Source organism: Vibrio sp. HENC-03 (assembly GCF_000305755.2).
Lineage (GTDB): Bacteria > Pseudomonadota > Gammaproteobacteria > Enterobacterales > Vibrionaceae > Vibrio > Vibrio owensii.
The window spans coordinates 149,315-172,003 of the sequence record NZ_JH976047.1 but is presented as its reverse complement, the minus strand read 5'-3'; the positions used below and the strand labels follow the sequence as shown (position 1 = coordinate 172,003).

Genomic DNA, 22,689 nt, shown 5'->3' with positions numbered 1-22,689 from the left:
TATTTGAACAAACCAAAAATGAAATATACATTGATTAAGCCGTCTTTATCAGGGTTAAGACGAAAAGCTTGTCACATGGAAGTGACACTCCATCAGAAAGGAATTAAAGTGATTTTAGGTTATATATTTTCAAATATAGCAGTTGTAGATATATAACCGATTAATAAACCTGTTTAATATCGCAATGAAATATCTTTTAAATAAAAACTTAAAAGATAAGAATTAAATATATTTGAAATATATTATTTCTTTACGTCAGTTGTAGCACGTTAAAATAAACACCCCATTTACTTATTGCGATTAAAAAGAATAAAAAAAGGACGCTGAATCAGCGTCCTCTTTCGTTTTTATTTCTTTTTACTTGTCTGCTTATCGAGTTGCGGCAAAGCCTTTGGTATCGCCCACTTGAGGCGTTTTGGCTTCAGCGCTTGTATCCCTTTCCAAAGCGCATTCATTAAGCTTGCGTCCTCCTGCCCCTCTTGTAGGCGCTGTGAACGCTTCTGCCAAACGTCAGAGTCACTGGCTTTACTCATTTCAAGACCGCCTGTGTTGCTTCTCAGCTGCTTATACAAGCTTGCTCGAGCAGCGCCCCATCGATTCGCTTTCACCATTCGTCTGAACACTAACCATGGCGGCGTAGGACGAGAACGATAATAACGGTGAATGCTCAAGGCGGCGATAACGAGAACAAATAGCGTCACTGCGCTGCCAATCAACCAGCCAGAATAAGCTCTAACAAAGGATTTAAATGTATGCTTGGCTTTGAAGGTCTTACCCTCAATCACCACTGTTTCCAGCTCTTTACTCTTGCTATTCCACCATTGGAACTTGTGTTCAGGCAAGGTGAACTCACCGCCTTGTTGGATCACATACACGCTTTCTTCTATTCGACTCGATTGGTAATCGCCACGCGTTTGCTTATCGTCTAAGCGGTTTGGTTGAGGATACGCTTGATAGCTGGCAGTAGAATCATTGGATAACAAGTCTGGAAGCAACACTGACAAGCTGTCTTGTGCATTGATCGTTATGGTGCGAGTGATTGCATCACCGACTTTCAGCTCATCGTTAGACGTTGTCCATTTCTGATCCACACTCACTTTAGTCGCGGTAAACCACGCAGAGTCATCACTGAGCAAACCAGAAGGCATAGACGCTTCGAATTTAATTGGCTGCGTATAAAGCGTACCAGCCACTTTCGAACCATCAGGCGCAGAGACCTGCACACCAACAGCGACAGGTGGAATTACAAATTGCCCCGAGGCTTGTGGATACAAAGTTATTTCCCAACGCTGACGAGACCACGTTTGCCCCCCTTTGCGCTCGGTATAGTTAGTTGCTAATTGGTTACGCTGCTTCGCAATCACGTTGGGGATTTCTACGCTGCCAATGCGTGTACCACCAGTGAACCAACGAGGCGTTGCAACTTCGATGTACAAGATCACCTGCTCATTCACACTGAACTTAGGGGCTTCCTTCGTATCGGCCCCTGCTCCCTGCTTGCCAACCCACGCTAATAACTCTACGTCATTGCTGCGCTGCAAGTCTTGAATATCTTGTGCGTTCGCCAAACCAGTAAAAAGCAAAGTAAACATCATCAAGATAGTGCTTAAACGCCCAACCACGGAGTCAGCGCCAAGTTTGAATGCATTCATCATTGTGCTTGCTCCTCTTCTTGTTGTAGTTGCGGTTGTGGCTGCGTTTTCACGGGCTCACGCAGTTGAATTTGGAATTTAGCGCGCAAGAAGTACTTAGGATCGGCCTCTACACGTTTTAACCACTTATCCGCCAGTTCCTGGCTACCAAGGATTTCGTTCGCATTGAGTTTCTCTTTCAGCATTAATTCAGCCGCGGTTTTTTCGTCTGCTCCATCTGCCGTTTGCGGGTTGTCACCCAGCTCAAACGACTCTTCGGGTCCATCTGTTGTCCCCGCTTGGCTTTCACTGGTGCGGTTAATCTCTTCGACAATGCCACCAATGACTTTTAGGTTGTGCTCAACGTCTGGTCGCAATTGCTCACTTAAGGTGTCTTTGTCTACCAGTGTTTGCAACAAATTACGCGCGGCCAAGTATTCACGTTGACGCGCCAACGCACTCGCAGCGTTGTACAAGCCATAGTCTTTTACCGCATCTGATGGATCGTTTTGCATCTCCAAGAAAGCGGTATGAGCCAGTTTGTATTCGCCTGCGTAGTAATAAGCCGTCCCTTTACGCAACGGATCCGTAAAGTGCTTTGCTGCCTCAAGGTATTCGTTATTGTTAAACAAACGCTGTCCTTGCTGATTTGGTGTGAGCCATAAATCCCACCACCATTGAGACGCTTTATCCCAGGCGGTTACCTCTTGCACCACTTCAGGTTTGTCCGCTTTGAGGGAGACCGTTTCCGCCATGGCTTTTGGCGTCATAAACAAAGACGTTGATACCATCGCCACCACACACCATTGCACTAACCAGCCTTTGCGGAACCAAAGCATCATAATGAGAGCAATTGGGAACAACAGTTGATAGCCCATGTCTTTCCAAGGCATTGAGGATTCGCCATTAAGTTGCATGTTTCGCTCAACAAAACGATTCAGCTTCTCTATGTCACTGTTGTCGACCGTCACTTCAACAAGGCGCCCACCAGTTACGCTGGCAAGATTATTTAACGAGTCCAAATCGACTGGGTTGTTAGAAACAATGTCCGAGTTACCCGCAGCCAAGATAAGCAATTGATAAGGCTTGTCTGCAAAGTAGTTTTTGTAAGCGGTAATGGTTGCAGGATTGACGCCATCCGTAACCAACAAAACCGTAGAACCCGGTTGGCCTTGTAATTGTTGGTCAATCAAAGGCAACGCCGTTTCAGCAAGTTTACCTTCCACTGGCATGATTTCTGGTGTTATCGCCGCTAGAAACGGTTCGAATACTTTACTGTCCTGCGTTACAGGCATCGCGACATGAGCAGAACCCGCATACACAACCAACCCAGTGCTACCACCTTTTCGTGCTGCCAATAGGTCACGGATCTTTTGCTTTGAGCGTTCCAAACGGCTTGGCGGAAGATCTTTTTGCAACATTGAATCGTTGTTATCTAACACCACCAGCATGGAGGCTTTGTCTTCGCCAAACGGTGAAGCTTGGCGCTCCCAAGAAGGTCCGGCACAGATGATGATGGCAATCGCCACTATCACCATAAGCAGCTTGAGCGGCAGTTGTTTTCGCCAACCATAGTCGCCAATCGTTAATGCTTTACGTAAATGCTCAGGAAGAATGTCTTTCCAGCTTGGTTTGGATTCTTCTCGCCATCTTAACCAAAGCAAAAGAAACATTGGGATGAACGCCAATAGCCACATTGGACGAATGAAATGGAACTGTGTGACAAACTGTTCTAGCCCCATGCTAGAGAAAGGAGAATCAAACATGGTGCTCTCCTTTTACGTTGTCTGATTGTGCAGAAGCTTCACTGTTCACTGATAGTCGACGACGCTTAAATGTCGCTAACGAGAACGCGGTTAAGTACATCGCAACCACCAAAGCCATTAAGTAATGATGCAAACTTTGCTTAGGACGGTAAGTGGTACTTTCATAAATCTGGGGCTCTAACTTACCAATCTCATCATAGGCTTTAGCAAGTTCGTCACGGTTGAGCGCTTCAAACGCCTCACCACCGGATTCTTTGGCAATACGTTTGATCGTATTCATATCTAGTGCAGTTTCACCCACGGTTTGTGGGTCACCCATTGCAATCACGTGGATACGTACATCTTTGGCTTTCGCGACTTTCGCCGCATCAATCGGCTCAACGAAGCTTCCGGTATCATTACCATCTGTCAGAACAATGGCGACTTTCTCTTTGCTCTCTTCTACGTCGGTACGCGACTTTTCGCTTTGCTCAAACACCTTAATCGCCAAACCAATTGCATCACCTAAGTGGGTGCTTTGCCCAGCCATCGCCACATCCGTTTGGTTAAGCAACTCTAGCCACACTTTTTGATCGGGCGTGAACGGGGTTTGCACAAATGCTGCGTCACCGAACAAGATCAGACCTAAGCGGTCGCCTTTGCGCGTTTTGGCAAAGTCACTCAAAACTTCTTTGGCTGCATCGAGACGAGAGATCTTTTCACCAGTTTTGGACGTGAAGTCTTGCTCTGCCATTGAGCCAGACAAATCGACGACGACCATAACATCTCGGCCTAAGCTTTCACGTACCTGTGGCTCGCCAAGCACTGTCGGCTTTGCCATTGCGGTCACGACCAAAAGCCAAGAGATGATGAGCGTTGCGCGCTGCCACCAGCTCGGAGTGAGTTGGCTTGCGCCTTCTGATGGGGTTTCACCAATGGCGTCCACAAGCTGGCTAAAGAAAGGCACTTTGATAGCCATTTGTTTGGTGCGGTAAGCTGGGACAAGGAAATACACCACCAAAGGCAGTGGCAAGATGATGAACCAAAGCGGATGCTCAAATTCAAAACTGCTCATGCCCAGCCATGAAGCAAGAAGATCACCCATGGCGACCTCCTTTTAATGCACGCGCTTTGTAGGCAAGCGTGCGCTTTTCAATGTTGTGAGCGTTCTCATCGTGCTCTTTCACCCACTCAGTTGCGCGTTCAAGAAGTTGTAAACGCTCTGTTTTTTGCAGTTCAACACTTGGGTCAACAATACTTTGCAGCCATCGCTTCGATACTTCGTCATCAAACATTCTATGCTTGGGGTTAAGCTCATCTAACTTGCGTAGGAACGCAGTATCAAACAAGCGAGCATGAGAGCTATCAAGATGAATCAAGACGATTTTCAGAATCGAGAACAACGCTTTCGGCATGCTGGCGTCATCTGGGGTTAAACGAGAAATCGCTTCAATGGCTTCTTTACGGTAACGGTTATCCCACCAATGGTGTGCCAGTCGGTAGCCGATATACATGAGTACAATCGCACCGACAATTGCAAGGATCTTCCAACCAATGGTTTGTGGCACCCAGCTGACGCTTTCTGGCACCGCGACGTCATGCAGCTCACGCAGAATATACGTGCTTGGAGGCGTGTGTAAGTCTGTCATTTATCGGCCTCCAACGAGTTTTTGGAATTGAGTAATGTGGTCACCGGTTGTATCGATTTCGATATGAGGCAGCTTTTTGATTGCCATGAGTTGTGCCAATGATTGACGTTGTAACTGGGCTTTCTCAACCAAACTGGCGCTGGCGGCATCGACTTTGGCTTTACTGTCTAGGTTGATCTGGTAACGACCATCACCAATCACCCATTTCACTTTTGCCAAATCTTGAGGAAGCGACTGCTCTAAAGGATCGCTTACCATCACCGCGAGAACATCGTTGTGCTGTTGAAGCTGCTTAAGGTGATCAAGATGGTGCTCTTCGCAATCGCGCCAATCACTGATGAAAATCAGCGTGGATTGCTTTAGCTTCATCCGTTTAATGAGCTCAATCCATTTACTGAATGTCACTTTGTCTGAATCTAACGAGTCCACATTTAAGCGCTGGTTGGCTTGAGAGAGTCGTTTCAGTTGAGCGAGCAAATCGTTTTGGGAACGCTGAGCTTTGCTGTGATATAAAGCAGAGTCAGAGGCGATAACAAATCCGACTCGGTCACCGTCTTTCAATACTCGCCAACCACACATAGCCGCCACTTCAGCAGCAACCACAGATTTCATGACCTCGGTAGAGGCGAAAAACATCGCACTGCGCTGATCTACACAGACAATCACATTGCGGTCTTTTTCTTCGGTGTAACTGCGCACATGAGGCTTGCCTGTGCGCATGGTGACTTTCCAATCGAGGTTTCGGATGTCGTCCCCTAGTTGGTAGTGACGCAGTTCTTCAAAGTTCAAACCACGTCCGCGAAATAATGAGTTGTGACGTCCAGAAAGCACACTGCCCGCTTTTAAGTGAGGCAGTAAGCTGAAAGATTCGGCTTGTGCTTGTAAACGTACTAAGCGTGAGTAATCGCAATACAAGCGAGGGTCGAGCCCTTGGGATTGAGGAGCAAGCGTTGGCTTTGCCATAGTTCCTCCCGCTTATCCGATTTCTACACAATCAAGCAACTCTCGCACCACACGTTGATGATCAACACCATCGGCAAGCGCATCGTAAGATAGTGAGAAGCGATGTCCCAGTACCGAAGGCACCATTGCACGCACATCATCAGGCGTTACATGGTCACGCCCTTGTAGCCACGCATAAGCGCGAGCACATTTGTCTAAAGCAATTGAAGCGCGAGGGCTTGAGCCGATTTCGATCCATTTTTGCAGCTGGGAATCGGCATAACGCTCTGGTTTACGTGTCGCCATCACAAGCGCCACGATGTAGTTCTCGACTAAATCGGAAACAGTAATGTTTGGTAATTGGCGTCGCGCTTCAATAACGAGCTCTGGTTCAATGTGTTGTGGCGTCACTAATTCGCTACTGGTTTCTGAACCTAGCTCTTCGCTTCGCACCAAGCGGATAATGTCACGCTCTGCTTCATCTTCTGGGTAGTCGACGGTCACTTTCATGATGAAGCGGTCCATCTGCGCTTCTGGCAATGGGTAAGTACCCTCTTGTTCAACTGGGTTTTGCGTTGCAAGCACCATAAACAACTCAGGCAAGACGTGCGTCTTATCACCCACCGTAATCGTACCTTCTGCCATTGCTTCTAGCAGTGCAGCTTGTACTTTAGCTGGCGCACGGTTTACCTCATCCGCCAACACAATGCTGTTGAAGATTGGTCCCGGTTGGAAATGCAACTGAGGCTTACCATCCAACTCTTGGTACACTTCGGTACCCGTTACGTCTGAAGGTAACAAGTCGGGAGTAAACTGAATACGACCAAAGCTGGTGTTAAGAAGGTTCGCAAGCGACTTTACCGAGCGCGTTTTTGCCGTTCCCGGTAAGCCCTCTAAAAGTACGTGACCATTGGTCAGTAACCCTATCACCAAAGCCTGAACCACATGGCTTTGTCCAATGACGCTTTTTTCAGTTTGTTCGATTAATTCATTAATGGCTTGTTGTGCGTGGTTCATAGTCTACCTATTGAGTTTACGGGAGCCTGAGCGTTAAAAGTTGAGTATAAGACTGAAAGTAATAACTAAAGGTTATATTCGCTATATTCACCTGAGTTGTAAGACTTTATTAACCTTGATATGCCAACCAGAATTGGCAGCGAATGGTCAAAGAACATTTTTATTCCCGGACACAAGTAGTTTAGACCAGCCTCACCATTCGGCGCGGTAAGTAGCCGATTTTTTGGGCATTCTCCCCAGCAATACTTCAAATATGGGCAATCAAGGCAGTATTGCGGCAAAGAAGACTTTTTCGCCATACCAAAGCTGTATTGGCGAGTCGAGATAGCAATTTCATTCAGAGATCGGTCATGAATGTTTGCCAGTTGGTATTCCGGATAAACGTAGTGATCACAGCTAAACACATCTCCATTGTGTTCAATCGCTAGACCTTTGCCGCAGAACTCTGCGCTAACACACAACTGCGAAGGCATCCCCATCACTTGTGCGACAGCAGTTTCGAACAGGTTGACCAGAACTCTGCCAAGATCGTTGTTCACCCATTCTCCAAATACAGCAATCAGAAACTCGCCCCACTCTTCTGCATCGACCGACCAATCCGTAACGACCGACATCAAATGCCCCGGCTTTGCTAATTCGCTTCCAAGTTTTGGCGACATGTTTTCTTTCCAGAAATGGGGAGCGGTTTGAGTGAAAGAGCGAGGTTCAACACAAGGTGTGAACTGGATATAAGTGACGCCGAGTTCTTGAGTGAGAAATCGGTATACTTCGAGCGGGTATGTAGCGTTAAAGCGGTTCACTGTCACCAAAGCATTGAATGACACATTATGACGCTTCATCAGATCAACGGCTTGCATGACGCGTTGAAAGGTCGGTTTTCCACTTCGGGTTTTGCGGTATTTATCGTGGATAAACTCAGGGCCATCAATCGATAGACCAACCAGAAAACCATGGTCATGCAGAAACTGACACCAAGCCTCGTTCAATAAAAGACCATTAGTTTGAAGGTCGTTTTCGATGCGAACGCCCGGTTTAGCGTACTTGTTCTGCAGTTCGACAATCTTCTTGAAGTAATCCAACCCCAACAATGTTGGTTCACCACCCTGCCAAGAAAACACAATCTCGTCACCGTCTTGGCTTTCGATATAGCTCTTTATGAATGCCTCAAGTGTTGCATCATCCATTTTTGGTTGAGTGCCTTGATTGAGTAATTCATCTTTATGCAGATAAAAACAGTACTGACAATCGATATTACACTTTGCTCCGCCCGGTTTCGCCATCACGTGAAAACGTCGTTCAACTTTTTCACTGTTAGATGCAAACGCCGTTTTGAGGGGAGTTAATGCCATTTGAGTGGTATGAATGTGAGTTTGTTTTTTCATAAAGAACGATCTCGAAAGCAGAAGAAAGTCAGCGCCCAAGTTGGGCGCTGCATTTAAGGACGATAACTAGGGTCTATCGACCTATGGACAAAACGTTATTTCGGAACAAACGAGCCCGGAGCCATACGCGGCGGGTACTCTTTGAAGGTTTCCATGACCTCTTTTACTTTTTCAACCGCAGGCATCATCAAGAATGAACGTTCGTACATCCAACGGTCGTAACCCATACCAGTATCGCCACGCTCAAATGGGTCGATACTCAAATCATAGATTTGTGGTACACGGAGTTTGGTAAATGGTTTCTTCCATATATCCAAACCGGTTTCGTTTTCTTGGATCATGAAGTGGTATTTGTATTTACCGTAGCGTAGAGCCAGTAAATCGCCGTCATCACTCCAGTAAACAAACTCGTTGCGAGCAGACTTGTCCGTTTTACCTGTTAGGTATGGCAGTTGGTTGTAACCGTCTAAGTGAACGTTGTAGTTCATATCGCCCACTTTCTTGCCTTTCAACAGCTCTTCTTTGACGTTGCTGTTGCCCGCCGCAGCCACCAATGTTGGTAAGAAATCTTCCAGAGACACAATGCCGTTAAGCGTCGTGCCCGCTTGGATATGACCTGGCCACTTAATTACTGCAGGAACGCGGAAGCCACCTTCCCAGCCAGTGTTTTTCTCACTACGGAATGGCGTCATACCCGCGTCTGGCCACAAGTTGATCATTGGGCCATTATCTGTGGTGTAAACAATGATGGTGTTGTCATCGACGCCAAGCTCTTTAATCTTATTGAGCAAGTGACCAATTTGATCATCGTGTTGCTTCACACCATCGGCGTAGAAACCTGCGCCTGTTTTACCTTTGTAGTCGTCTGGAACGTGTGTGAAGTTGTGCATGCGCGTGGTGTTAAACCATGTAAAGAATGGCTTGTCGGCTTTGACTTGTTTCTCGATAAACTTCTCAGCTTCATCTAGGAACTCGTCATCAACCGTTTCCATGCGTTTGCGCGTCAATGGGCCGGTGTCTTCAATCTTGCCATCCGCATAAGAATGGATCACACCACGAGGACCGAACTTCTTCTTAAATTCAGGATCTTGTGGGTAGTCTACGTTCTCCGGCTCTTCTTCCGCATTTAAGTGGTAAAGGTTACCAAAGAACTCGTCGAAACCGTGGTTGGTCGGCAAGTGTTCATCGCGGTCGCCAAGGTGGTTTTTACCAAATTGGCCCGTTGCGTAACCAAGGTCACGTAGCAGTGTCGCAATAGTTGGATCTTTCTCAGAAATCCCTTCTTTCGCTCCTGGCAAACCAACCTTAGACAAGCCTGTACGTTTTGGCATTTGCCCCGTGATGAACGCAGAACGACCTGCGGTTGAGCTTTGCTGAGCGTAGAAGTTCGTAAACTTAGCACCGTCTCTTGCAATGCTATCTATATTTGGTGTGCTGTAAGCCAGCATGCCACCGTTGTATGCACTCAAGTTCCAGTAACCGACATCGTCACCAAAGATAACGAGGATGTTAGGTTGTTCTGCCGAATAAGCGGTCGCTGATGCCGCTCCAATCGCAAGCGTGCAAGCGTTTAATACCAGCTTCTTGCCGCGTTTTTTATCGTGGTTTGCCATAAAAGGGCTCCATAAATCCGTTGCTGCTAATCTTGGTAGAAAATTAGATACCAAGATTTAATTAAGATAAAACTTGTTATTTGACGGATAAATAGAGTTCAGATACGTTGATATATAAATTTAGTTTATGGGTAACAAGATGGACTTAAACTTGATTCAAACTTTTTTGGTGGTGGCTGAGTATCAGTCCTACACCAAAGCGGCCGACCATTTAGGCCTTACGCAACCAGCGGTGAGCGCTTCGATTAAAAGGCTCGAACAAGTGGTCGGAAAACAGCTTTTCGTCAAACAAGGACGAGGGATTGCCCCTACTTCGACCGCGTATCAACTCATGCCGCAGTTTCGTCAGGCAGTGAGCATCGTAGACAACGCCATTTCAGAAAGAACCACTTTTCAAGTCTGCTGCTCCGAAACCTTGCTCCACAGTTTAAATCCGATTGAAAACGTGGTTTTCCACGAGTCTCCACCGGAAAAATACTTGTTGTTTGAACAAATTCGTCAGCAAAAAATGGACTTGGTGATTGATACCATCATCACCAAAGACTCTTCTTTCGTGATTGAAAACGCCTACCATGAACCTGCAATGATCATCTGTCGTCAAAGTCACCCAAGAATCCAAGGGACATTGAGTCGGGAGGATTTTTATCGCGAAAATCACTGTATATTTTCAGGTAAATGGAATAACACTTCTGGCTTCGAACAGCTTGCAAAAGAGCCGATTCAGGAGCGAAATGTAGAGATCGTAACGTCATCTTTGGCAGGTATGGCAATGTACGTTGCACAGCGAGATTGCTTAGGTGTTGTCTCTCGTTCGTTTGCGATGAAATGGAGTAAGGCACTCAAGTTACAGGTCCTTGAGTGCCCGATAGAAATCGACCATATTCCTTATAAGTTCGTGTATCACAAGCGTGATGAGCACAATCCTGCTCATCAACGCTTAAGGGAACAGGTCAAGCAACAACTTGAGTTTGCCCATGCCGCTCCTATTGATTTATAGACGCTCTTAAACGTTGAATCACATCAGCCGGTGCAAACTCTCCTAGTTGCTTCAAACACTGCTCAAAAGCAAATGCAACAGAGCCATCTTTGTAGTTTCTAGCCAGCACCTCACATTCCGCAAACAAGTGCTGTGGGTTGCCTCCCACTTTGTAAGCGGTGTTCAACGCTTTGCTGGCCGCAAGCACGTCTGATTTCTCCAGAGCGAGCCCATAAACATACCAATACTGTGGGTTTCGCTCTGCGGTTTCCGCGGCCTGTTTTAAGTATTGGTTGGCTCTCGCACTGTCACCCACTCGCAACCAAGCTAAACCCGCACTGTATGGCAAAGCACTCGATTTCGGCTGAGCTTCAATCCCTGCCATCAAGGTTTCTAATGCTTTTTTGTCGTTGCCCTGTGCACGATACAAATCGGCTAAGTTTGCATAGCTGTTCTCGAAATAAGGTTCAATTTCAATCGCCTTTTGGTAAGACGCAATGGCTTTGTCTGTGTCACCAAGGTCTCGATAGACATTCGCTAGGTTCGTTCGCCCAAAGCCTCGGTCAGCATTAAAGCGTTGGATTGCCATGTAGTCTTCCAATGGCTGTTTGATCTTGTCACGCTGCAGAGGATTCATTTCAGGATAATGGCGAACCAGTGCACCTGCGGCTTCTGCACGCACAGATAAGACTGGGTCGCTCAATAATGGTTCGAGGATTTGCCAGCGGTCACTGAACTCATAACTAGAAGACCCAGCAACAGCGCCTAGACGAATCATGTCACTTTCATGCTTCACCGCGCGAGCCAGAGATACTAGGGTGTTTTGTCCGGTATTGCCGCCCATGCGCTCTAACGCAGAGGCACGAATAATGTCACTCAACGATGAGTCTTGAGCGGAATACGCTAACGCATCAGGCGCACCACGATGACCAATAGAATCGGCGTAGAATGCCACTGCAAAGTGTTGTTGATTACGGTATTTCGAATTCGGGAACCACTCGCCTATTTTTTGATCCGCCCACTGGTTGGTTTCGTCTTCATGGCATGATGTACATACGTTTGGCGTATTGATGTGTTGGCTTAGATCCGGACGTGGCACATGCCAGCTGTGGTCACGACGCGGGTCAACTTGCATGTAGGTCGTTTCCGGCATGTGGCAAGTAGTGCATTGAGATGCCTCGGTATTTGCCTCATGGAACGTGTGATTCTCCGGCATGTAGTCAGACGCAATATGGCACTGAGCACAAACCGCTTCCTCAGGGATTTTTAACTCTGCGGTATGAGGGTCATGACAGTTGGTACAGGTTACCCCTTTCTCTGCCATGGCTGACTGTAAAAATGAGCCATAAACGTAATCTTCATCGTAGATTTGACCATCGTGATAATAGAGCTCTGGTGTAATTAAGCTGAGGCGGTATTTATCTAGGAATGAGCCTTTAACGTGGTCTGCGCTTTCATTTAACTGTGTACGACGACTGTGGCACTGCGCACAGGTTTGTACTTGATGAGTCATCGCGATTTCTTTTGGCTGGAGCGTACTGTGCCCTTCTTCGTAGACCCACTCTTTTACTGCCATACCTAAATCTCGGTCAAAACCATAATGGTTCGCTGAGGCGATGGTATTTCCCGATTTTTCCGCTTGTTTGGCAAGCTCTACGTGCTCACTGGCAGGGCCATGACATGCTTCGCAACCGACGTTGATTTCTGACCAGGTCGTCGAATACGTATTGGCTGTTGCATCGTAGTTTTTTTCTAGATTAGTTGAATGGCAATCAGCACACATGAAGTTCCAGTTCTGACCCGTGTTCGTCCAGTAGAACTCATCTTTTGGGGTGGTATCGGGATAAAGATGGAACCAGCGCTGTCCACCCTCTTGCTTGGTTCGCGAATCCCAAGCGAAAGGAATTAGCTGCACGCGTCCGTCTTCGAACTCCACCATGTATTGTTGGAGCGGCTCCCACGCAAAGGTGTAGCTGATTTTGTAATCATGCCACTCACCATCAGGCCCTTGGATATTGACCCAATACTCTTCCCCTTTTCGATAGAAGCGATTTTGCTTCCCTTCAAAGGTGAATGTGTGGTCATCAAAGTCACCGAGAACAGATTCCGCATCGGCATGACGCATCGCCATATCGTGATGAGAACCTTGCCACGCTTCGGTTTCTTTCTTGTGGCAATCAATACACGCTTCGCTACCAACATAGGTAAGCTTCGAGGAATCAATTGATTTAGGTGTGTTCGTCCCTACTTGCTGCCCAACAAGAGGTTCTTGAGAAGAAAGCGTTTCTTGTGCAAACAGAGAAAAACTGACGAGCGCTGCTAGGCCGATCAGAGCCTGCTTCCAACATGCCCACTGAGTCATAACTGTCCTTGTGTGTGATTCTTTTTATACTCTGATCAAAGATAGAAGTGTTTTTTCTTTTTAGACAAGCAATTACATGAGTTTTAAGAAAAACTGAAACGGGGCGCAAAAAAAGAGGCTCCGAAGAGCCCCACGTTTACTTGCAATCAATTTATTTATTGTGACTTTCCTGCAACTTCTCCATCACCTGATCAAGTGAGAAACTTGCTGCTTTTTGTCGCGGTGGGAATTCTTCGAACGTTGCCAAGAATTTACCCACATAAGCCTGTGCTGGAACCAACATGTAGGCATGGTCAATCAACCAGTCGTAGTATGTATTCGACGTGATGTCCGCCACTTCGTATGGGTCCATGCGTAGGTTGAAGATCTTAGGCACACGTAATGGCGTAAACGGTTCAGCCCAGATACGCAGTGTTCCTTTTGCGCGCTGCTCTAGGAATACGATCTTCCAGTTGCGGAAGCGAAGTGAACTCAAATCACCATCATCAGTGAAGTAGAAGATCTCTTCACGTGGCCCTTTCTCTTCTTTACCAGTTAGATAAGGCAAGAAGTTGTACCCATCGAGATGGTTCTTAAATGTCTTATCACCTGCCGTGTAGCCTTTTAGCAGCTTCTCTTTGATTTGATCATCACCCGCAGCGGCTAGGAGCGTTGGCATCCAGTCCATGTGGTGCATAATTTCGTTGGAAACGCTGCCCGCTTCAATCTTACCAGGCCAACGAACCATTGCAGGAACACGGAATGCACCTTCCCAGTTAGTGTTCTTCTCACCACGGAATGGCGTTGTACCCGCATCTGGCCAAGAGTTCATGTGCGGGCCGTTATCGGTTGAGTAGAATACGATGGTGTTGTCTTTGATGCCCAAGTCATCCACTTTTTTCAGTAGCTCGCCTACTTGGTTATCGTGTTCAACCATACCGTCGGCATAAAAACTGATGCCTGTTTTACCCAAGTTTTCTTCTTTCACGTGAGTACGGAAGTGCATGCGTGTTGCGTTCCACCAGACAAAGAAAGGCTTGTCTGCTTTCACTGCTCGATCCATAAAATCAAGTGCCGCATCTAGCGTTTCTTCATCTACCGTTTCCATACGCTTACGCGTTAGAGGACCGGTATCTTCGATTTTGCCGTCAGCAAAGGATTTAATAACACCGCGAGGACCGAATTTCTTACGGAATTCTGGATCTTTCGGGTAGTCCACATTCTCAGGTTCTTCCTCGGCGTTCAAATGGTAAAGGTTGCCAAAAAATTCGTCGAAGCCGTGATTGGTTGGAAGGTGTTCATCTTTGTCGCCAAGGTGGTTTTTACCAAACTGACCTGTCATGTAGCCAAGTGGTTTAAGCATTTCTGCAATCGTTGCGTCTTCAGCCTGAAGACCTAAATCTGCACCGGGAAGGCCTACCTTACTTAAGCCAGTTCTCAATACCGTCTGTCCGGTAATGAAGGTAGAACGGCCTGCAGTACAAGATTGTTCACCATAGTAGTCAGTGAACATCATGCCTTCTTTTGCAATGCTATCGATGTTCGGTGTTTTGTATCCCATTAAGCCAAATGTGTACGCACTGATATTAGATTGACCGATATCATCGCCCCAAATGACCAGAATATTCGGTTTCTCTGCTGCGATACTGCTACTTGTCGCGCCGATAAAAGCGGCGGCAAGAATCGCTAATCGGCGTTTCACGCCATAATTCGCTGTCATATAAACCTCTGTATGTAATAGAAAAGTGCATCCTGCACACAAACGTATAGCTCACAAAACAGACTAATGCGAATCAAATAGCATAATTATACTTTGGTTAAAACTAAGGTCTTATATCCCTATTTAGAAAGCGGATTAACGTGACCTGAGTCTCGCTTCAGTTTTCCCCACAAATCCTAAGGTTGAAACAATCAACTGATAAAACAACAAGTTATTTCTCTACATAACTTATGGTTATAAACACTATAAAGCGACATTCTTCAATTGCATCATTAACTTAATAGCCAACGAAGCATGGGCGGTACCTAAGCTTCTTTTACAACTTACAACCAATTTGGAGTTTTTATGGCTAACCAAATGAGCAAGCTGGCTGTCGGTCTCGGCGTACTGGCAACCTCAAGCGCAGCAGTGGCAGCAGACAAACCAAACATCCTAGCGATCTTTGGTGATGATGTTGGTTACTGGAACATCAGTGCATACAACCAAGGTATGATGGGTTACGAGACCCCGAATATCGACCGTATTGCAAACGAGGGGGCACTATTTACTGATCACTACGGTCAGCAATCTTGTACTGCAGGCCGTGCAGCATTTATCACAGGCCAAGAACCGTTCCGTACTGGCTTGCTTACAATCGGTATGCCAGGCTCTACTCACGGTATTCCTGATTGGGCACCGACCATTGCAGATCTGCTTAAAGGTCAAGGCTACATGACGGCTCAGTTTGGTAAAAACCACTTAGGTGACCAAGACCAACACCTTCCAACTAACCACGGTTTCGACGAGTTCTTCGGTAACCTTTATCACCTCAATGCTGAAGAAGAACCAGAAACTTACTACTACCCGAAAGATCCTGAGTTCCGTAAAAACTACGGCCCTCGTGGTGTAATCAAGTCTTTTGCTGACGGTAAGATTGAAGATACAGGCCCAATGACGCGTAAGCGTATGGAGCACGCGGATGAAGAATTCCTAGAAACGTCACTGGCGTTCATGGAAAAAGCCGTGAAAGCAGACAAGCCATTCTTCATCTGGCACAACACCACTCGTATGCACGTTTGGACTCGTCTACAAGAGAAATACCAAGGTAAATCAGGTGTAAGTATCTACGCTGACGGTATGCTTGAGCACGACGACCAAGTAGGTGTTCTACTGGACAAACTTGATGAGCTAGGTGTTGCTGATAACACCATCGTTATCTACTCAACCGATAATGGTGCAGAAACAGTAACATGGCCTGATGGTGGTGCAACACCATTCCATGGTGAGAAAGGTACCACTTGGGAAGGCGGTATGCGTGTACCTCAACTTGTTCGTTGGCCTGGAGTAATTGAACCAGGTACTAAGATCAACGAAATGATGGCACATCAAGACTGGCTACCAACACTAATGGCTGCAGCTGGCGTTCCTGACGTGAAAGAGAAGCTAGCGAAAGGCTATAAAGCGAACGGTAAAGACTGGCGCGTACACATCGATGGTTACAACTTCATGCCTTACTTCCAAGGTAAAGAAGAAAAAGGCCCTCGTGAGTCACTACTTTACTTCACAGCAAACGGCGAGCTAAACGCGGTACGTTGGAATGACTGGAAACTGAACTTCGCGGTTCTTGAAGGTGATATCTCTAACGCGATTCGCTTCTCTCCAAACTGGCCACAAATCATCCACCTACGTGCTGACCCATTCGAGAAAGCACCGCATGAATCAGGTATGTACCTGCGCTGGATGGCTGACAACATGTGGTTGTTCGTACCTATCCAAGACGTTCTTGGTGAATTCTTCAAGACGCTGCCAGACTACCCAATGCAGCAAGGTCAGATGATGAACCCAGCGTCGATTAGCTATCAATCTCTTGGCCTACAAGGCAAGATGAAGCAGCTAGAGCAACTTCAGCAAGAAGTTAAAAAAATGAACTAGTTTCTTTTGCAACTACCGAAAAAGCCCACCGATTTAGGTGGGCTTTCTTTTTGTTTTTCGCGACTAATCCCGCTTCTTTTTGGTATTTGGCGACTTATTTTGCTTTAATTAACGCAAATTCAATTTACTCAAAATAACTCAATGAATTTACGTTTAATTTTCACACTGTGTATCGCCACTCTGTTTGCAGGTTGTGCGACCTATGCGGGCCTAAACTACGACAAACTGTTTGGCCCTGAAGAAGTGCGTGAGCGTACTGTTGCTATTGAGACGCCCCAAGCGGACTTCTTTCAACATGAAGTAAAACCTATCGTCGATAATCGATGTGTGGTTTGTCACGCCTGCTACGATGCCCCTTGTCAGTTAAAACTCTCTTCCGTAGAAGGCATTGACCGTGGTGCAAGCAAAGCTTTGGTTTACGAAGGCACACGCTTGACTGCAGCAGCCCCAACTCGCTTATTTGAAGACGCGCAAACTACGCAAGAATGGCGTGATGCTGGCTTCCATCCTGTGCTCAACGAGCGTGAGCAGAGCATGGCGGCTAATATGGATGCAGGTTTGATTGCTCGTATGTTGCAACAAAAGGAACGTCATCCACTCCCTGATCAAGTTCAATTAGAAGGGTTCGATTTTTCTATCGACCGTGAACAAACGTGTCCGACGATAGAAGAGTACGCAAAATACGAACAAGACAACCCGACATGGGGAATGCCTTTCGGGATGCCGAATCTAACGGCGATAGAATATCAAACGCTCATGCTTTGGCTCGAAAATGGCGGCATCATGAATGCGCATATCCCACTTACCGAGCAACAAAAAGCTGAGGTTCAGAAATACGAGACGCTGCTGAACAAGAGTTCTCGCAAAAACCAGCTCGCCGCTCGTTATATTTACGAACACCTTTTCTTATCGCACCTGTTCTTTTCTGAGCTGGATGGTGAGCAACCACGCTTCTTCACGCTCGTCCGCTCCTCAACGCCACCGGGAGAGCCAGTAAAGCGCATCACAACACGTCGTCCGTATGATGACCCGGGTGTTGAGCGCGTGTACTACCGAATCATTCCTGAGCAAGGTACTATTGTCGACAAGACGCACATGCCGTTTGCACTGAACAAACAACGTATCGAGAACTGGAAAAAATGGTTCATCGATGCCGATTACGAAGTGGCGAAATTACCAAGCTACGAGCCTGAAATCGCAGCTAACCCAATGACCGCCTTCATCGATTTACCGGTGAAGTCGCGCTTCAAGTTCATGTTGGACAACGCTCAGAACACCATCATGGCTTACATCAAGGGTCCTGTATGCCGTGGTCAGCTGGCATTAAACGTAATCAATGATCGCTTCTGGGTATTCTTCCTAGACCCAGACAAAGCCGACATTCCTGAAGTCAACGAGTTCTATCGCTCACAAGCGGCTAACCTAAAACTTCCCGGCGAGCTAGAAAGTAATACTGTTCCCGTTACCAACTGGGTGAAATACTCGCGTCAACAAGCACGCTACCTAGAAGCCAAATCTGACTTCATCAACAAGTGGTTTAAGAACGGTGAGCACCTATCAACCGACGTAATTTGGGACGGCAACGGTACAAATCCAAATGCTGCTCTTACGGTTTTCCGTCACTTTGACAGCGCATCAGTAGTGCAAGGTTTGGTGGGCGAACAACCGAAAACGGCTTGGGTTTTGGACTATGCCCTGCTTGAACGTATCCACTACCTACTTGTTGCCGGCTTCGATGTGTACGGTAACTTTGGCCACCAGCTGATTACCCGCATGTTCATGGACTTCTTACGCCTTGAAGGGGAAAGTAACTTTATTGCCCTACTTCCTGCTGATATGCGCCACCAAGAACATTCAAGTTGGTATCAGGACCAACCACGTCAACTAAGTGACTTCTTACAACGCAACGTTGCACCATTTAGCCAACCGACCAGTGTTGTGTATCACACCGACGCTCCTAAATCGGAGCTATTGGATATTCTGCGCAAACAAGTATCACCTGTCTTATTGCCGCGATACGACATCATTGATACCGCGCTTACGGTAGAGAATGAGCAACAGCTGGCGAGCATCAACCAAGTTCGTGGGGAAGGGCTAAAAACGGTACCGCAAATCACAATGCTGATGGTACGCAGCAAATCTGGTGAAGATGAGCTTTTCACTCTTATTCATAACAACGCTCACATCAACATTTCTAGCTTGTTTGATGAGGAGAGCAATCGAGACTTCGCGAACGATGACATGACCATTGTTCGAGGCGTGGTTGGCAGCTATCCAGCGGCGTTTTTCTCAATCGAAGAAGATCAAGTAAAAGAATTTGTCGATCAATTTAGCACCCTTAAATCGGAGGATGATTACGTTAAGTTACTGGATAATTTTGCTATTCGCCGAAGCTCTGAAAAGTTCTGGCCATTTAGCGATCGTATCCACGATTGGTATCGTACAAAACAACCGATCGAATTTGGTTTACTTGACTATAATCGTTTTGAGAATCGATGATGATTTAAGGGGGTTCTCATGAGTATCCGAGACAACATCGCCGCTCTCGAGCAACAGATATACGTTGCCTGCTCAGAGGGGGATTACGACACGGTCAACATGCTTGAGCACCAACTCGAATACTTGCGTGGCAGAATGGAACATCCGTTCGAAGATGATCCTTATGCTCTAGACACTCGGTTCGAGTGGGAAGATGATCTGACCGAATAGAAAAAAACCTCCGGCGCAAACCGGAGGTTTTTGTATATAAGTGGCGCTGAAATCAAACGACCGCCGTTATTCTGCCATTAGCTCATCCAGCGCAATCACTGAATCACTCACCTGCCCTTTCAAGTCCGCTCGAAGCATTGTGTAAGCCTCTAATGACTCTGATGCAATCTCGATGCTTTGGCAGGTATTCATTAGAGCCGTCAAACCTAAACTGCCTGCGCTGCCTTTTAGTTTGTGAGCGAGATCTTTTACTGCTCGACTTTCACCATTTTGTGCAGAAGTTTCCATTTGGCTCAAAACATCAGCGCTGGTTTGTCGGAACAAGTCGATGATGTGAAGCATTTTCTCTTTGCCCAAAATCTTCATGTCTGACTGAATCACATTAGGGTTGATGATAACCATCGCTGGCTCCTCTGCTGTTAGGTCTGTTGTGACGGACACAGTGTCGTTGTCACTTGTTGTAATTATCTCATCCTGAGCAAGGCACTCCCCACTTTGGGGAAGCAGTAATTGTTTGCCATCCAACATATCTTGGATGAGTGCAGAAAGCGCTTCTTTTTCCATCGGCTTAGGCAGATATCCGTCAAAGCCCGCCGCCAAATAGCTTTCCACTTCTTCCGCAAATACATGGGCAGAAACCGCGACCATTGGCGTTGGATTGAGTGCTTTATCCGAAGGCTTATTGCGCTCGATACGTTTAAGGCGGTGGATTAAATCAGCACCATTGCAATCTGGCAAGTTTATATCGACCAATGCAATGTCGAAATCATGCTTGTCAATGATCTGCTCCGCCTCCAGCCCATTTTCTGCCAAAATAACTTCGTGTCCCATGCTCTCCAAGAAGCCTTCCGCTACCACACGGTTCACTGGGTTATCTTCCACAACAAGGACCTTCGCTCGAATCTTACAACGCGCACTAGCGATCGATACGGTTTCTACCGGTTCGCTTTCCTCTAAAGGAATAGAGAACCAGAAACGGCTGCCGTGTCCCTCGTCTGAGTCTACTTCCAAGCAACCACCCATCGCTTGGATAATACGTCGACTGATCGCTAAGCCTAATCCGGTTCCGCCAGTTTGATTCATGCCGCCTTCAGCCTGAGTGAAGGCATCAAACAACGTCTTTTGATCTTTCTTGGCAATACCGATACCCGTATCAGAAACTTCAAACAGAACCTGCGTTTCATCTTCTGGATTCAAGCTGACATAGATGTCGATTTCACCCTGCTCGGTAAACTTAATCGCGTTACCAACAAGATTGTTCAACACCTGATTGATGCGAATGACATCACCTTTCCAGTAGCGGCCTACATCGCTTTCAATGTGGTAAGAGAACAACAGTTTTTTCTCTTGTGCTTTGCCGTTCATCAATTGGAACGTATCTTCAATCATCTGGTGTAAATCAAAGCCTAAGCTACGTATTTCCAAATGTCCCGCTTCGATTTTCGAGTAATCCAACACATCGTTCAAAATCGCCAGTAGCGTTTTACCACTGCGGTTGATGATTTCAGCGTAACGTTTCTGAATCGGGTTCAAACCAGAATCAATCAATAGACGCGCCGTACCAAGAACACCATTCATTGGAGTACGAATTTCATGGCTCATGGTGGCCAAGAAGGCCGATTTCGCACGGCTTGCTTGTTCCGCTTGTTTGCGTGCTTTTGCGTGGTTCAGCACTTCTTCGTTCAATCGTCGGTTCGCTTGTTTCAACTGAGAAGTGCGCTGTTCGATCAACTCTTCTAAGTGTTCTTTGTGCTCTTCCAACTCACGTTTCGCTTGCGCTTCACCCTCTGCCACCACTTTTAATGCTTGTGCGGTGTTTCTCGCCGTGATGATCGCCTGCCCCATGTGTGCCAGTTCATCTTTGCCCTTCACTTCCAACTCTACTGCGAGGTTACCTTGAGCAACCGAAAGCAATGCAGAGGAGTATTCACCTAGGCGTTTGATAACCGAAACGTAAACCACGCGCCAAAGGATGAGTACAACGATAATCAAACCGATGATGGAGATCACCGTCAGTGACCACTGTGCAAACTTGAGCGTGCTAGTCAGCTTTTCAACGGCGATTCTGGTCGTTTTATTAGAATCATCCACCAGCTTGTTTACTGTCCCGTTTAGCTCTGAAAAGAGCTCCAGAGTTTTCTGCATTAATTGCTGAGATTGCTCGTTGTTCTCATACTGTTGAAGCAAAATAGTAAACACGACCTGACGTTTGCCAAGCTCGGTAAGTAATTGACTCATTTGCTCTGAACGCGTCGGGTCTTCTACAGCAAGCACGCGGCGCTTCATGATTTTCAGGTTGTCTTCAAAGGCGGTTTGTATTTGTTGGATGCGGTCAACGTTGGTGAGCGTGCGCGCTTCTTCAATTTGGTTAAGCATTTTGAACGCCAGCAGGTGCAGCTCATGAAGTCGTTCTGTCAGGTCTAGATCGACTTCAACAAGAGCATCCAAAGCTTGGAATGCTTGCGCTTTCTTATTAGCGTCAAGAAGGTCATAAATGTGCGTTACGTTCGCGACCGCAATCGTGCTGGTGTTTTGCACTTGGGTACGAGTCAACTGCTCTAGCTCTTCACTCAGCAAACGCATTTCTTCTACGCGCGTGTCGATCTCTTTCGTCAGCCAAAGCTTGCGTTCGACTGTAACGCCTAGCTCTGCTAAGTTATCAATGACGTTCTGGACATTGTTTTCCAATGCTTCAAGCAGCTTGGAGTCAAACGACTCACTACCAAGCTCTTTAATATGCGTAAGTAACGATTCGAGCTGTTCAAAAAGAACGCGCCCGGCTTCTTTACGTTCTTGCTCATTCTGAGCATTAGAGAGCATTTGTACCGACGAAATAATTCGTGTACTGAGCTCAGAAACTTGTCGAGCTTCTAGCATTGCCGGAATGGCACTGTCCACGACGTTCCTTTCTGTTTTTGCTACCAGAGAAAACCCTGATACACCGATTAATGCTGATATCATCACCAGCATTGCCATCGCAATGAAAGACAACAGCAGTTTTCGACCGATGCTTGCAGTAGCTAGCAACATATTTTCCTGACCTTAATGTTCGT

General features: G+C 46.7%; 15 protein-coding genes. 4 read left to right on the top strand and 11 right to left on the bottom strand.

From position 1 onward, the window contains the following. Window positions 1-347: 347 nt before the first annotated feature. The 8 genes from VCHENC03_RS24510 to VCHENC03_RS24545 form a co-directional block, all read right to left on the bottom strand. Window positions 348-1,655 (bottom strand): BatD family protein, encoded by a 1,308-nt coding sequence (locus VCHENC03_RS24510; protein WP_009704171.1) that lies wholly within the window; start codon window positions 1,653-1,655, stop codon window positions 348-350. Then, complete coding sequence (locus VCHENC03_RS24515; protein WP_009704170.1) at window positions 1,652-3,397, bottom strand: vWA domain-containing protein; 1,746 nt, start codon at window positions 3,395-3,397, stop codon at window positions 1,652-1,654. The genes VCHENC03_RS24510 and VCHENC03_RS24515 overlap by 4 nt, the downstream gene beginning before the upstream one ends. Continuing rightward, complete coding sequence (locus VCHENC03_RS24520) at window positions 3,390-4,481, bottom strand: vWA domain-containing protein (protein ID WP_009704169.1); 1,092 nt, start codon at window positions 4,479-4,481, stop codon at window positions 3,390-3,392. The genes VCHENC03_RS24515 and VCHENC03_RS24520 overlap by 8 nt, the downstream gene beginning before the upstream one ends. Continuing rightward, a complete protein-coding gene (locus VCHENC03_RS24525; RefSeq protein WP_009704168.1) occupies window positions 4,474-5,025 on the bottom strand; it encodes a DUF4381 domain-containing protein in 552 nt (183 codons plus the stop codon). Before VCHENC03_RS24525 ends, VCHENC03_RS24520 begins: the two co-directional genes overlap by 8 nt. Then, on the bottom strand, window positions 5,026-5,988 hold the full coding sequence (locus tag VCHENC03_RS24530) for a DUF58 domain-containing protein (protein ID WP_009704167.1): 963 nt from the start codon (window positions 5,986-5,988) through the stop codon (window positions 5,026-5,028). Window positions 5,989-6,000: 12 nt separating this feature from the next. Then, entirely contained in the window at window positions 6,001-6,984 is a 984-nt protein-coding gene (locus VCHENC03_RS24535) for an AAA family ATPase (RefSeq protein WP_009704166.1), read from the bottom strand. Window positions 6,985-7,049: 65 nt separating this feature from the next. Next, the gene (locus VCHENC03_RS24540) at window positions 7,050-8,366 is read right to left on the bottom strand and encodes an anaerobic sulfatase maturase (protein WP_009704165.1); all 1,317 of its coding nucleotides are present in this window, start codon (window positions 8,364-8,366) and stop codon (window positions 7,050-7,052) included. 95 nt (window positions 8,367-8,461) lie between these two features. Further along, on the bottom strand, window positions 8,462-9,979 hold the full coding sequence (locus tag VCHENC03_RS24545; protein ID WP_009704164.1) for an arylsulfatase: 1,518 nt from the start codon (window positions 9,977-9,979) through the stop codon (window positions 8,462-8,464). 127 nt (window positions 9,980-10,106) lie between these two features. Here VCHENC03_RS24545 and VCHENC03_RS24550 point away from each other — a divergent pair, with 127 nt between their 5' ends. Then, window positions 10,107-10,976 (top strand): LysR family transcriptional regulator, encoded by an 870-nt coding sequence (locus tag VCHENC03_RS24550; RefSeq protein WP_009704163.1) that lies wholly within the window; start codon window positions 10,107-10,109, stop codon window positions 10,974-10,976. On the opposite strand, the gene VCHENC03_RS24555 is transcribed toward VCHENC03_RS24550, so the two are convergent. Together VCHENC03_RS24555 and VCHENC03_RS24560 are read right to left on the bottom strand one after the other, a co-directional pair. Continuing rightward, entirely contained in the window at window positions 10,963-13,317 is a 2,355-nt protein-coding gene (locus tag VCHENC03_RS24555) for a tetratricopeptide repeat protein (RefSeq protein WP_009704162.1), read from the bottom strand. The two genes, VCHENC03_RS24550 and VCHENC03_RS24555, sit on opposite strands and share 14 nt — an antisense overlap. A 151-nt stretch (window positions 13,318-13,468) precedes the next feature. Then, entirely contained in the window at window positions 13,469-15,016 is a 1,548-nt protein-coding gene (locus tag VCHENC03_RS24560; RefSeq protein ID WP_009704161.1) for an arylsulfatase, read from the bottom strand. Between the two features lie 345 nt (window positions 15,017-15,361). Between VCHENC03_RS24560 and VCHENC03_RS24565 the strand changes: the two genes are divergently transcribed. The 3 genes from VCHENC03_RS24565 (at window position 15,362) to VCHENC03_RS24575 (ending at window position 19,636) form a co-directional block, all read left to right on the top strand. Next, on the top strand, window positions 15,362-16,927 hold the full coding sequence (locus tag VCHENC03_RS24565; RefSeq protein ID WP_005437756.1) for an arylsulfatase: 1,566 nt from the start codon (window positions 15,362-15,364) through the stop codon (window positions 16,925-16,927). A 141-nt stretch (window positions 16,928-17,068) separates the two neighbouring features. Further along, entirely contained in the window at window positions 17,069-19,426 is a 2,358-nt protein-coding gene (locus tag VCHENC03_RS24570) for a fatty acid cis/trans isomerase (protein ID WP_009704160.1), read from the top strand. An 18-nt stretch (window positions 19,427-19,444) separates the two neighbouring features. Then, window positions 19,445-19,636, top strand: a complete 192-nt coding sequence (locus VCHENC03_RS24575) for a hypothetical protein (RefSeq protein ID WP_005447215.1) — start codon at window positions 19,445-19,447, stop codon at window positions 19,634-19,636. 66 nt (window positions 19,637-19,702) lie between these two features. Here the strand turns inward: VCHENC03_RS24575 and torS are convergent, their stop codons facing one another. Further along, complete coding sequence (gene torS / locus VCHENC03_RS24580; protein WP_009704159.1) at window positions 19,703-22,666, bottom strand: TMAO reductase system sensor histidine kinase/response regulator TorS; 2,964 nt, start codon at window positions 22,664-22,666, stop codon at window positions 19,703-19,705. Window positions 22,667-22,689: the final 23 nt, after the last annotated feature.